Origin of the sequence: Silicimonas lutimaris (assembly GCF_047314965.1) — a bacterium.
Lineage (GTDB): Bacteria > Pseudomonadota > Alphaproteobacteria > Rhodobacterales > Rhodobacteraceae > JAVJUV01.
This window is the reverse complement of sequence record NZ_JBLBVK010000040.1, coordinates 1-12,597: the sequence shown is the minus strand read 5'-3', so window position 1 is coordinate 12,597 and position 12,597 is coordinate 1. Positions and strand designations below refer to the sequence as shown.

Annotated in this window: 13 protein-coding genes; 5 read left to right on the top strand and 8 right to left on the bottom strand. The window is 63.7% G+C overall.

Annotation, left to right across the window (positions count from 1 at the left end; genetic code table 11):
* Nucleotides 1-55: 55 nt before the first annotated feature.
* The 8 genes from ACKLNI_RS05690 to tldD all read right to left on the bottom strand — a co-directional run bounded on the left by ACKLNI_RS05690 (nt 56) and on the right by tldD (nt 8,945).
* A complete protein-coding gene (locus ACKLNI_RS05690) occupies nt 56-346 on the bottom strand; it encodes a GNAT family N-acetyltransferase (RefSeq protein WP_413718083.1) in 291 nt (96 codons plus the stop codon).
* Nucleotides 339-977, bottom strand: a complete 639-nt coding sequence (locus ACKLNI_RS05685; RefSeq protein ID WP_413718082.1) for a 3-oxoacid CoA-transferase subunit B — start codon at nt 975-977, stop codon at nt 339-341. Before ACKLNI_RS05685 ends, ACKLNI_RS05690 begins: the two co-directional genes overlap by 8 nt.
* A gap of 3 nt (nt 978-980) precedes the next feature.
* Entirely contained in the window at nt 981-1,685 is a 705-nt protein-coding gene (locus ACKLNI_RS05680; RefSeq protein WP_413718081.1) for a CoA transferase subunit A, read from the bottom strand.
* 83 nt (nt 1,686-1,768) lie between these two features.
* Complete coding sequence (locus ACKLNI_RS05675; RefSeq protein ID WP_413718080.1) at nt 1,769-3,031, bottom strand: SulP family inorganic anion transporter; 1,263 nt, start codon at nt 3,029-3,031, stop codon at nt 1,769-1,771.
* 88 nt (nt 3,032-3,119) lie between these two features.
* Complete coding sequence (gene topA / locus ACKLNI_RS05670) at nt 3,120-5,642, bottom strand: type I DNA topoisomerase (protein WP_413718079.1); 2,523 nt, start codon at nt 5,640-5,642, stop codon at nt 3,120-3,122.
* 125 nt (nt 5,643-5,767) lie between these two features.
* Nucleotides 5,768-6,907 carry a DNA-processing protein DprA gene (gene dprA, locus ACKLNI_RS05665; protein WP_413718078.1) on the bottom strand — a complete coding sequence of 380 codons (1,140 nt, stop codon included), beginning with the start codon at nt 6,905-6,907 and terminating at the stop codon, nt 5,768-5,770.
* A 188-nt stretch (nt 6,908-7,095) separates the two neighbouring features.
* Complete coding sequence (locus tag ACKLNI_RS05660) at nt 7,096-7,524, bottom strand: hypothetical protein (RefSeq protein WP_413718077.1); 429 nt, start codon at nt 7,522-7,524, stop codon at nt 7,096-7,098.
* Nucleotides 7,521-8,945 carry a metalloprotease TldD gene (tldD, locus tag ACKLNI_RS05655; protein WP_413718076.1) on the bottom strand — a complete coding sequence of 475 codons (1,425 nt, stop codon included), beginning with the start codon at nt 8,943-8,945 and terminating at the stop codon, nt 7,521-7,523. The genes ACKLNI_RS05660 and tldD overlap by 4 nt, the downstream gene beginning before the upstream one ends.
* Before the next feature lie 161 nt (nt 8,946-9,106).
* Here tldD and coxB point away from each other — a divergent pair, with 161 nt between their 5' ends.
* The 5 genes from coxB to ACKLNI_RS05630 are packed head-to-tail and all read left to right on the top strand — an operon-like array spanning nt 9,107 to nt 12,553.
* Nucleotides 9,107-9,997, top strand: a complete 891-nt coding sequence (gene coxB / locus ACKLNI_RS05650) for a cytochrome c oxidase subunit II (protein ID WP_413718075.1) — start codon at nt 9,107-9,109, stop codon at nt 9,995-9,997.
* A 6-nt stretch (nt 9,998-10,003) separates the two neighbouring features.
* Nucleotides 10,004-10,933 carry a heme o synthase gene (cyoE, locus tag ACKLNI_RS05645; protein WP_413718074.1) on the top strand — a complete coding sequence of 310 codons (930 nt, stop codon included), beginning with the start codon at nt 10,004-10,006 and terminating at the stop codon, nt 10,931-10,933.
* Nucleotides 10,933-11,124, top strand: a complete 192-nt coding sequence (locus ACKLNI_RS05640) for a hypothetical protein (RefSeq protein ID WP_413718073.1) — start codon at nt 10,933-10,935, stop codon at nt 11,122-11,124. The genes cyoE and ACKLNI_RS05640 overlap by 1 nt, the downstream gene beginning before the upstream one ends.
* Complete coding sequence (locus ACKLNI_RS05635) at nt 11,124-11,729, top strand: cytochrome c oxidase assembly protein (protein WP_413718072.1); 606 nt, start codon at nt 11,124-11,126, stop codon at nt 11,727-11,729. The genes ACKLNI_RS05640 and ACKLNI_RS05635 overlap by 1 nt, the downstream gene beginning before the upstream one ends.
* 23 nt (nt 11,730-11,752) lie before the next feature.
* The gene (locus ACKLNI_RS05630) at nt 11,753-12,553 is read left to right on the top strand and encodes a cytochrome c oxidase subunit 3 (RefSeq protein ID WP_413718071.1); all 801 of its coding nucleotides are present in this window, start codon (nt 11,753-11,755) and stop codon (nt 12,551-12,553) included.
* Nucleotides 12,554-12,597 lie beyond the last annotated feature (44 nt).

The following is a 12,597-nucleotide window of genomic DNA, read 5'->3' as shown; positions in this document are numbered from 1 at the left end:
TTCGAAATAACGAACAGTCTTTGCGGCGATCCTGTGGAATACCCCTGGGTCGCCATCAAACGCTGAACACGTCGGCCCACTCGGGATGTTTCCTGCGCTCGGCGTTCACGAAGGGGCAAAGGGGGAAGATCTTGAACCCCTCATGCCGCGCGTCATCGATCATCCGCTCCATCAGGCGACGCCCGACGCCGGTGCCGCGCAGGGCGTCCGGCACACCGGTGTGATCCGCAATGCGCAGCGTGGGCGAGGCAACGGAAAAGGTCAGTTCCGCCTCCTCGCCGTTCATCTCGATCACATAGCGGCCGCGACCGCCCTCGATCTCCAGCCGGATGCCGTCCTCAGACAACGTTGGCTTCGGTTGCCGCGATGAGCTCTTCGCGGGTCACGCCGGGGGCCAGTTCGACGATGTGGAGACCCTTGTGCTCCACTTCCAGCACGCCGAGGTTCGTGATGATGAGGTCCACCACGCCCTTGCCCGTCAGGGGCAGCGTGCATTCCTTGAGGACCTTCGACTCGCCGTGCTTGTTGGTGTGGTCCATGACCACGATCACGCGGCCGACGCCCGCGACCAGGTCCATCGCCCCGCCCATGCCCTTGACCAGCTTGCCCGGGATCATCCAGTTCGCAAGGTCGCCCTTTTCGGAGACCTCCATCGCGCCCAGGATCGCCGCGGCGATCTTGCCGCCCCGGATCATGCCGAAGGACGTCGCACTGTCGAAATAGGCGGTGCGCTTCAGCTCGGTGATCGTCTGCTTGCCGGCATTGATCAGGTCGGGGTCCTCGTCGCCCTCGACGGGGAAGGGACCCATGCCCAGCATGCCGTTCTCGGATTGCAGCGTGATGTCCTTGTCGCCAACGTAGTTGGCTACCAGCGTCGGGATGCCGATCCCGAGGTTGACGTACATGCCGTCTTCAAGCTCCTGCGCGGCGCGCGCCGCCATCTGGTTGCGATCCCAGCCCTTCTGTTCATCAGCCATGACTCAGGCCTCCTCACGCTTGCGCACGGTGCGCTGTTCGATCCGTTTCTCGTGCTCGCCCTGGATGATGCGGTGCACGTAGATGCCGGGCAGGTGGATGTTGTCGGGATCCAGTTCACCGGGCTCGACGATCTCTTCGACCTCCATGACGCAGATCTTGCCGCACATCGCAGCCGGCGGATTGAAGTTGCGCGCGGTCTTGCGGAAGATCGCGTTGCCTGTCGTGTCGGCCTTCCAGGCCTTCACGATCGAGAGATCGGCGAAGATGCCCTTTTCCAGGATATAGGTCTGGCCGTTGAACTCCTTGTGTTCCTTGCCCTCGGCGATGACCGTGCCGACACCCGTCTTGGTGTAGAAGCCCGGAATGCCGTGGCCCGCCGCGCGCATCCGCTCGGCCAGGGTCCCCTGCGGATTGAACTCCAGCTCCAGTTCGCCCGACAGGTACTGCCGCATGAACTCGGCATTCTCGCCCACGTAGGAAGACATCATCTTCTTGACCTGCTTCGTCTGCAGCAGGATGCCGATCCCGAAATCGTCGACGCCCGCGTTGTTGGACGCGAAGGTCAGGTCCTTGACGCCGCTCTCCTTGATCGCTTGCAGCAGAAGCTCCGGAATGCCGCAAAGACCGAACCCGCCAGACGCGATCAGCATCCCGTCATGCAGGAGGCCATGCAGCGCCTCGGAAGCATTGGCGTAGACTTTCTTCATATGAGGGTCTCCCTTGCCGTGTTGACGCAGGTTCTGACCTCACGGCAGGGGAGAGTCAATCGCCGCAGCGCGGCACCGGGGGGCTAGCGCTCGGGAGGTGTCCAGTCGGAGGGCGGGATGTTCTTGCGCTCTGTCCTCAGGGCAAGCCCGACGGCCACGCCAACGGCAATGGCGACCGTCAGGTCCGCAAGCACGGTCAGAGACATCGTCAGAAGGAAGAGGAACCGGTCCGAGGCCCGCGTACCCATGTTCTCGAGAAACCTGTGCGGTTCGCTCATGTTCCATGCGGTCAGGACAAGAAGACCTGCAAGGGATGGCATCGCCAGGTATCCCGCAAGGGGGCCGGCCGCGAGAACAATGACCAGAACCGTCACTGCATGAACCATCCCGGCAACGGGTGTGCGTCCTCCGGCGCGCACGTTGGTTGCGGTGCGCGCTATGGCGCCGGTCGCGGGCAGGCCACCGAAAAGCGCGCTCGCCATATTGGCCGTTCCCTGCGCGAGAAGTTCCGCGTCAGGACGGTGCCGGCCGCCGATCATGCGGTCCGCCACGATCGCCGAAAGGAGGGATTCAACAGCGGCAAGAAACGCAATCACCAGCGCCGACGGGATAAGCTCGATGATGCGCGGCAAGCTTGCATCGGGCAGGGAAGGCGCCGGGAGAGCGGCGCTTATACCGCCAAAGCGGGACTGGATCGTATCCGCGTGCAGCCCGAGAACCGGGACCAGCGCCGATGCCGCCGCAACGGCAAGGATCAGGCCCGGAAAACGCGGAAAGGCACGGCGCAGGATCGTGGCGGCGGCAATCGTGAACACTCCAAGCGCCAGACTCGACCAGTCAGCAGTCGCGCGCGCCGCCCAGAGAACCTCGATCTTGGCGATGAAATCGGCAGGAAGGGTCTGGCTATCGATACCGAACAGATCCTTCAGCTGGCTCGTGCCGATGATGATCGCAATTCCAACCGTGAAGCCGTTGATCACCGGCTCGGGTATATAGGCCACAAGCCGGCCTGCGCGCAGCAATGCGGCAATCACAAGAAGACCGCCCGCCATCAGCGTGGCAAGCAGCAGGCCATCGAAGCCGTGCTCCGCAATGACGCCGTAGACGACGACGATGAACGCTCCTGTCGGTCCGCCGATCTGCACCCTGCTTCCACCGAGAAGCGAAATCAGGAACCCGGCCACGATGGCGGTCACCAGTCCGGTGGCCGGCGCTGCGCCCGATGCAATCGCGATCGCAATGCTCAAGGGTATCGCGACCATTGCGACGGTGACGCCGGCAACGACATCGGAGAAAAACCCCTGCGCCGTGTAGTTTGGCAGGGTGGTCAGGATTTGCGGCTTCATGCGAAAGGTCCCGAAGTCGCGGTATCATCCGCGCCGGGACGTTCGATTTGTCAAGTCAGCCTGATAGGCCGAAGACGTCGAAACCGCTCTAACTGGCCTTCTTGCGGCTTGCCGTCTTCTTCTTGCCGCCCTTGGCCTCGCGCTCCGCGATCAGCTGGACGGCCATGTCCATCGTGACATCGCCCGGCTCGGTGCCCTTGGGAATGGTCGCGTTGACCTTGTCCCATTTCACGTAGGGTCCATAGCGCCCGTCCATCACGTTTACGACACCGCCGCGTTCGGGATGTTCGCCCAGTTCCTTGAGAGGTGTCTGGTTGGCGGAGCCTCCGCGCTTCGCGGCTTTCTGGGCGATCAGGTCTACCGCGCGGTTCAGGCCGACTGTGAACACCTCGTCCACCTCGGGCAGGTTGGCATAGGTGCGCCCGTGCTTGACGTAGGGCCCATAGCGCCCGATCCCGGCCTCGATCATCTCGCCATCGTCCGGATGCGGGCCAAGTTCCCGTGGCAGGGACAACAGCATCAGAGCCTTGTCCAGGTCGATTTCGGCGGCATCCCATCCCTTGGGCAGGCTGGCGCGCGGCGGCTTGGGCTGCTCTTCCGTCACCTCGCCGCGCTGCACGTAGGGTCCGAAACGGCCCTTCATCACGCGGATGATGTCTCCGGCATCCTCGCCCAGAACCTTGCCATCCGGCCCGATTTCTTCGCCGTCTTCCATGCCCGGAGGTCCGAAGGGCCGCGTGTATCGGCACTCGGGGTAGTTCGAGCAGCCGATGAACGCGCCGCCCGAGCGCGCGGTCCGCATCGACAACTGCCCTGCGCCGCAATTCGGGCACAGCCTTGGATCGCTGCCGTCCTCGGTGGGCGGGAAAAGGTGCGGCTCCAGAACCTCGTTGATCTTCTCCAGAACGTCCGTGATCCGCAGTTCGGAGGTCTCTTCGATCGCCGCCTTGAACTCGCGCCAGAACCGGCTCAGCACATCCTGCCATTCGCGGTCGCCGGACGTGATGTCATCCAGCTCGTCTTCCAGTTTCGCCGTGAAGTCGTAGCCCACGTAACGCCGGAAATAGTTGGTCAGGAAGGCCGTCACCAACCGCCCCTTGTCCTCGGGAATCAGGCGGTTCTTTTCCTTGCGGACATATTCGCGGTCCTGGATCGTGGTCACGATCGACGCATAGGTCGAGGGCCGGCCGATCCCCAGTTCTTCCATGCGTTTGACCAGCGTCGCCTCGGTGTAGCGCGGTGGCGGCTGGGTGAAGTGCTGCTCCGGGGTGATGTCCTTCTTGGCGGCGGTCTCGCCTTCCATGATCTGCGGCAGACGCTTGTCGTCGTCGTCGACGACATCGTCGCGGCCCTCTTCATAGACCTTCATGAAACCATCGAACAGAACCACCTGGCCGGTCGCCCGAAGTTCGATCTGCGAATCACGGCTGGAAATATCGACCGTGGTCCGCTCCAGCCGCGCCGCTTCCATCTGGCTGGCCAGCGTGCGCTTCCAGATCAGGTCATAAAGCTTGCGCTGGTCTGCATCGCGCAGTTTCAGCCCGTCGACATCGGCAGTCATGTCGGTGGGGCGGATGCACTCGTGTGCTTCCTGGGCGTTCTTGGCCTTGTTCTTGTACATCCTTGGCGAGCCGGGAACATAGGCGTCCCCATACCGATCCTTGATCGCATCGCGCGCCGCCATCACCGCTTCCGGGGCCATGTCGATGCCGTCGGTCCGCATATAGGTAATGTGTCCCGCCTCGTACAGGCGCTGGGCGACCTGCATCGTCTGGCGCGCGCCAAAGCCGAACTTGCGGCTCGCTTCCTGCTGCAGCGTCGAGGTCATGAACGGAGCAGACGGGTTTCGCGTAGCGGGCTTCGCCTCGACCGATTTCACCACAAGGTCGCGCGACGTGATGGCCTGCACCGCCAGTTCCGCCGAGGTCTCGTTCGGGATGTCGAACTTGTCCAGCTTCTTGCCGCCGAGAACGGTCAGACGCGCCTCGTAGTCCTGCCCGCGTGGCGAGGTCAAAAGCGCCTTCACCGTCCAGTATTCCTGCGCGCGGAACGCCTCGATCTCCATTTCGCGCTCGACGATCAGGCGCAGGCAGACGGATTGCACCCGTCCCGCCGATTTGGCGCCGGGGAGCTTGCGCCACAGAACCGGCGACAGGTTGAAGCCCACAAGGTAGTCCAGGGCGCGCCGTGCCAGATAGGCTTCCACGAGGTCCTGATCCACCTGCCGCGGATTCTTCATCGCCTCGGTGACCGCGCTTTTCGTGATCGCGTTGAAAACCACCCGGCTGACCGGTGTGTCCTTCTTGATGGCCTTGCGGTTCCGCAGCGCCTCCTCGAGGTGCCACGAGATTGCCTCGCCCTCGCGGTCGGGGTCTGTCGCCAGGATCAGCTCGCCGTCGTTTTTCAGGGCATCGGCGATCGCCTTGATGTGTTTCTTCGAATCGGCAGCGACCTCCCAGGTCATCGCGAAACCGTGTTCGGGATCGACCGAGCCATCTTTCGGTGGCAGGTCGCGGACGTGTCCGTAACTGGCAAGAACCGTGTAGTCGGAGCCGAGATACTTGTTGATCGTCTTGGCTTTGGCCGGCGATTCGACAACGACGACTGGCATGAAATTCCTTTCGGGACGTGCTCGGAAATAGTGGCGGAATCCGCTCTGTTATGGCGGCGGAACATGTGGGCTCATGGCGGCGCTTGTCAATGCGCTTGGGATCAACTGCCTGTTTTGCGCGTTTTTCAGGCAGCGCCGACGCGGGAAAGAAGTCCGCCGGCGTCGCGCCGGATGTGGCCGTCGATTTCCAGCGCGGCAATCTCGGACGAGATCGCGCTGGCCTGGCCTCCGATGTCGCGGATCAGCTGGTCTTCGGGCACCGGCGAGGGGCCGAGGCGTTCGAGGATCCGCCGGTGCAAGTCCCGGATTTCCGGACGGACGGCCTTTGGCTTCACGGGTTCCGCGGATACGGCGGGTCTGGTCGTCGGCTCCGGTCGCTCAAGCGCTTCGATCACGTCGCCGGCCGAGCGGATCAGGGTCGCACCGTCCCTGATCAACATGTTCGATCCGGCGGCCCGGGCGTCGAAGGGATGACCCGGAACGGCCAGGACATCGCGCCCCTGTTCCAGGGCGCATCGCGCGGTGATCAGGCTGCCCGACTTGCCCGCCGCCTCAACGACGATGACGGCTTCCGCCAGGCCGGACACGATGCGGTTGCGCCTCGGAAAGTCGCGCGCCTGGGGGACAAGGCCCACCGGGCTTTCGCTGAGCCGAAGCCCCTTGTCCTGAATTTCCTGTGCCAGAACAGCGTTTTCCGCGGGATACACCACGTCGACACCGCCGGCGAAGACAGCAATCGTACCGGTGTCCAGCGTTGCAAGATGGGCGGCGGTGTCGATGCCCCGGGCCAGCCCGGAGACGACGGCAAACCCGGCCTCGCCCAATTCGCCCGCCAGCTTTCGCGCCATGCGGGTGCCAAGCGACGAAGCGTTGCGCGCGCCCACGATCGCGACCATCGGGCGGTTCAGAAGAGCGAGGTCGCCGATGGTCCAAAGGATGGGCGGCGGATCGGGGATGCGCGACAATGCCTCGGGGTACTCCGTTGCGCCGAATGCGATCGGAACGGCCCCTGCCTGCCGGGCCCGGTTCCATTCGCTCCGCGCGAAGTCCTTTCCGCAGACTTGATAGTCCCGAACCCCCGCCTCGTCGGCGATGCGGGGCAGGGCCTCCAGCGCCGCATCGGCGCTGCCGTATTCACCCAAAAGCCGGAAAAAAGTGGTGACGCCAACGCGTCTGGATCGCAAGAGGCGGAGCCATGACAGCCACACTTCCTCTGTGAGGGGTGGGGTGAGAGGGTGGGTGGAAGGGGATAAATCCTTGGCCATCCTGTCTCCGCCTGCTTGCTGAGGACGGTTATGGTCCGAGTCGGTTAATGCCATATTAATGCTGAATTTTTTCAGCCTCGCTATTTCTGGGGAGGGTTCATGGCGATCCGGTCTTGATCCGGTGAAGCGTCCAGTTCGCCTCTCAAGCCGTGAACCCATCACCCGCAGACGCACCGCCCTGTGCGGTTTCAGTGTTCCAAACATCCGCTGCCGCGCAAGGCGAAAGCCGTTGCGCTGTAGACCAAAGCCGAAAGCGCACCTGCCAGGAATGGCATTGGCAGCGTCAGGATATCGCCGGCCGTTGCCGTGGTATTGCCGGCGGACGTCACGAACCAAATAAGAAACGTGGTCTGCGCGATGATGCCGCCAACAAGCGGCAGAGCGGCGAGGGCCTTGGCGCCGAAACGCCGCTCGAACAGGACCGCCAGAGGAACCAGGACCACGAATCCGACCGAGGTCATTATTGTTGTCACGGGGAGCAGGCAGCCCCATTCGAAAAGGTGAAGCGAGCGTTTCGCGTGGCAAAAGCCCAGGCCCAACGCCGTTGCTGCCGCAAGGCTCGCACCAACGCCCATCGCCAGCGCCGCCATCCAGTGGCGATGGCGCGATAGTTTCAAGCTGCCGATCCGCCCACTGTCAGACCACCGATCAGCAGTGTCGGCTGACCTACGCCCACCGGCACCCATTGGCCCGCCTTCCCGCAGTTGCCGATGCCGGGGTCCAGTTTCATGTCGCTCCCGACCGCGCGGATCTGCTTCAGCGCCGTGGCGCCGTCTCCGATCAGCGTCGCGCCCTTCACCGGGCGTCCGACCTTTCCGTTCTTGACCTCGTAGGCCTCGGTGCAGCTGAACACGAACTTGCCGTTCGTGATATCCACCTGCCCGCCGCCGAAGCCCACGGCGTAGATCCCGTCCTTCACCTCAGCCACGATTTCCTCTGGCTTCGCGTCTCCGGACAGCATGTAGGTGTTCGTCATCCGCGGCATCGGAGCGTGGGCATAACTCTCCCGCCGTCCGTTGCCCGTGGGTTTCACGCCCATCAGACGCGCGTTTTGCCGATCTTGCATGTACCCCACCAGCACTCCGTCTTCGATCAGAACATTTTTCCCCGAGGGCGTGCCCTCGTCGTCGACCGTGATCGAGCCGCGCCGGTCAGGGATTGTGCCGTCGTCCAGAACGGTCACGCCCTTCGCGGCGATCTGCTGGCCCATCAGGCCCGCGAATGCGCTGGACTTCTTGCGGTTGAAATCGCCTTCCAGCCCGTGCCCGATCGCCTCGTGCAGCAGGATGCCGGGCCAGCCCGGCCCAAGAGCCACGTCCATCACGCCCGCCTTCGCGGGAACCGCTTCAAGGTTCACCAGCGCGATGCGCAGCGCCTCGCGGGTCGTGTCCTGCCAGTGCGAAGGGTCCAGCAGGCCCGTCAGCCTCGTGCGTCCGCCGCCGCCCGCGCCACCGGATTCGCGGCGGCCGTTTTCCTCGACGATGACGCTGACATTCAGACGGGTCATGGGCCGGATGTCCGTAACGACATGTCCCTCGGGGCGCAGGATGGCCACCTCCTGCAGCGAGGCGGCGATGGTGGCCGAGACCTGAACGACCCGCGAATCGAGCGCGCGGGCAAAGGCGTCGATCTCCGACAGCGTCTCCACTTTCACCGGAAACTCTGCGTCCGCCATCGGATCGGCATCTCCGTAAAGTTTCAGGTTGGTCGCCTGCGGCGCATCGGCCAGCGTGCCGCCTCCGGCTCCGACGGCCAGTCGCGCCGTCTCCACCGCGCGGCGCAGCGAGCGTTCCGAAATCTCGGTCGAATGCGCATAGCCCGCCGTCTCGCCTCGTACCGCGCGCAGGCCAAAACCCTCCGAGGCATCGTAGCTTGCGGTGCGCAAACGCCCGTCATCGAAGGACATGACTTCCGAGCGCCGCCGTTCGAGAAACAACTCGCCATCGTCAGCGCCCGCCACGGCCTCGCGCAGAAGGCCAAGCGCGGTATCCTGGTCGACAAGCGTCTCGAAGGGACGGAAAGAGGTGGTCTCGGCCATCGGTACGGGTCCTTTCTGAGCCTGCGAAGCGGCGCAATGCCGCAACGCGAAGCCTTGTTCCTACCCCCCTAATATGATTTCTACCCGCCAGAGAACAACAGGCCGGCGTGCATCAGAAATCGCCGGTCAGGGAACGTGACTGCGAACAGGACCACAGACACATGCGTCTTAAGACCATTTCGACAGGCATTGCCGCTTCGCTGACCGCGATGTTCAGCGCCGCCGCCGCCTTCGCACAGGACCTTCCGATCGTCGGGCAGCCCGAACAGGGGCTGATGGGTTTCCAGCCGGCCGCGACCGTGCTGGCCGAGGACATCCACTGGCTGGACGGGATGCTTCTGATCATCATCACCGCCATCACGATCTTCGTGATGGCTCTCCTGCTGATCTGCATCGTGCGCTACAACCGCCGCGCCAATCCGAATCCGGCGAGTTTCACCCACAACACCCCGATCGAGGTAGCCTGGACGGTGATTCCGATCGTGATCCTGGTATTCATCGGCGCGTTCTCGCTGCCGGTTCTGTTCAAGCAGCAGGAAATCCCCGAGCCGGAAGTGTTCGTGAAGGCCACCGGCTACCAGTGGTACTGGGGCTATGAGTATCCCGACGAGGGCATCGCCTTCGAAAGCTTCATGGTCGGCGCCGGCGAGAACAGGCTGACCCCGGCGGTCTCCGAAGAACTGGCCGCGCTGGGCTATACCGACGACCAGTTCCTGCTGGCCACCGACACCGCCGTCGTCGTGCCGACCGGCAAGGTCGTCGTGGTGCAGGTCACCGGCGCGGACGTGATCCATTCCTGGACCATCCCAGCCTTCGGCGTGAAGCAGGACGCGGTTCCTGGCCGCTTGGCCGAACTTTGGTTCGAAGTCGAGGAAGGCATGGAAGGCGTCTATTTCGGTCAGTGTTCCGAACTCTGCGGCCTCAGCCACGCCTACATGCCGATCACGGTCAAGGCAGTGACGCAGGCCGAGTACGACGCCTGGGTCGCCGAGAACAAGGTCGCCGGTTCGTATGTGGCGCCGGGTTCGGTTCGGCTTGCTGCTGCCGAGTAACACCGCATGACCGAAGTCTCGATCAACGCATCGCGCGAGTACGAGCCGACTTTCGGCGACTACGTAGCGCTCCTGAAGCCACGGGTGATGTCACTCGTGGTGTTCACGGCGCTGGTCGGGCTTCTGGTCGCGCCGGTGTCCCTGCATCCGTTCGAAGCCTTTTGCGCGATCCTGTTCATTGCCATCGGGGCAGGGGCCTCGGGCGCGCTCAACATGTGGTACGACGCCGATATCGACGCAGTCATGCGCCGGACGGCAAAGCGTCCGGTCCCGTCTGGCCGGGTCGCGCCCGGCGAGGCGCTGGCCATCGGCCTCGGTCTGTCGGGCATCTCGGTCGTGATGCTCGGCCTGGCGACGAACCTCGAAGCGGCGGCGCTTCTGGCCTTCACGATCTTCTTCTACGCCGTGATCTACACGATGTGGCTCAAGCGCTGGACGCCGCAGAACATCGTGATCGGCGGTGCGGCCGGAGCGTTCCCCCCGATGGTCGGCTGGGTCGCGGCGACCGGGTCGGTCTCTCTCGAAGCGGTGCTGATGTTCGCGCTGATCTTCATGTGGACGCCGCCGCATTTCTGGGCGCTGGCCCTGTTCATGCGCTCGGACTACGACGACGCGGGCGTGCCGATGTTGACCGTCACGCACGGACGTCCCGCCACGCGGCGTCACATCCTCGTCTACACGGTCCTTCTGGCTCCGGTCGCGGTCGGGCTGGCGCTGACGTCGGTGGGCGGGCCCGTGACGCTGGCTCTTGCGGTGGCGCTGAACGCCTGGTTCCTGAAGGGCGCCGTCGACATCTGGCGCCGTGACGAAGTGATGGCCGAAGCCGATAATTACGCGGTCGAGAAAAAATTCTTCCGCTTCTCGCTCTATTACCTGTTCCTGCATTTCGGCGCGCTGGTCTTCGACCTGTCGTTGCGCTCGGCGGGGTGGCTCTGATGGAAATCAAGGCGACCCACGACCTTCATAAGCGCCGCTTTTCGCGCAACCTCGGCGTTGGCCTTCTCCTCGTCGGCATGGTGGCGATCGTCTTCGGGCTGACCGTGGTCAAGGTGAAGCGTGGCGATGCGCTTCAGGGCTTCGACCACGTCGTACGCCCCGAAATGGTTCCCGTGGAGGGAGGAAACTGATGCGCGGTTTCTGGGCAGGACTGGACGACAAGGGGCGCACCGTCGTGCGGCTGGTCGGCGTGATCTTCGTGATGGGGTCGCTCGCCTGGCTTTCGGTGCCGGCCTATGACCTGTTCTGCCGGGTGACCGGCTGGGGCGGAGCGGTGGACGTGGCCGAAGCGGCGTCCGACGAGCCGCTGGAGCAGACAATCACGATCCGTTTCGACGCATCGAAAGCCAAGGGCGTGCCGGTCGAGGTCCACCCGGTCGAAACCCACATGACGCTTCGCATCGGCGAAGAGGGCCTGGCCTTCTACGAGGCCTACAACCCGACCGACAAGCCGATCGCGACAACCGCCAGCTACAACGTGGCGCCCTACGCCGCCGGCGCCTTCTTCTCGAAGATCCAGTGCTTCTGCTTCGAGTTGCAGGTTCTCCAGCCCGGTGAACGGGTGACGATGCCCGTAAGCTTCTTCGTGGAGCCCGAGATCGTCGACGACCCCGACGCCAGGTTTGCAAAGACAATCACGCTGTCCTACACCTTCCACGAAGCCGACATGCCCGAGGATTACGTCCCCGAGCAGGCGGCCCTGGACGTGCCGGGCGGCGTCACCGACCTTAACTAAATCGCCCGAGGGAACGAACCGACATGGCGCACGAAAAAAACCACGACTATCACATCCTCCACCCGTCGATCTGGCCCTTCGCCGGGGCTCTGTCGGGCTTCATCATGCTGTTCGGAGCCGTGCTCTGGATGCATGACGTCACCTGGATCATGTTCGCCATCGGCTTCGTCGGTGTTCTTTACGTGATGTTCGCCTGGTGGTCCGAAGTGGTGAGGGAATCGAACATCGGCGACCACACGCCGGTTGTGCGCATCGGCCTGCGCTACGGCTTCATCATGTTCATCATGTCGGAAGTCATGTTCTTCGCCGCCTGGTTCTGGGCGTTCTTCAAGAACGCGCTCTATCCGATGGGCCCCGAAAGCCCGATGGTCGATGGCGTCTGGCCTCCGGCCGGGATCGAGACCTTCGACCCCTGGCACCTGCCGCTGATCAACACGCTGATCCTTCTGTGTTCGGGAGCAGCCGCGACCTGGGCGCACCACGCACTGGTTCATGAGAATAACCGCAAGGACATGGCAAACGGTTTGATCCTGGCGGTGGTTCTGGGCCTGGTCTTTACCGCCTTCCAGGCCTACGAATACAGCCACGCCGCCTTCGGCTTCTCCGGCAACATCTACGGCGCCACCTTCTTCATGGCGACCGGGTTCCATGGCGCGCATGTGATCATCGGAACAATCTTCCTATTCGTCTGCTACCTGCGCCTGCGGGCAGGCCACTTCACGCCGGAAAAGCACATCGGTTTCGAAGCCGCTGCCTGGTACTGGCACTTCGTGGACGTGGTCTGGCTCTTCCTCTTCGCAGCCATCTACATCTGGGGAAGCTGATCTTGGAATTGCGCCGCGCCTTCGCGCGGCGCCACGGGGGGGGG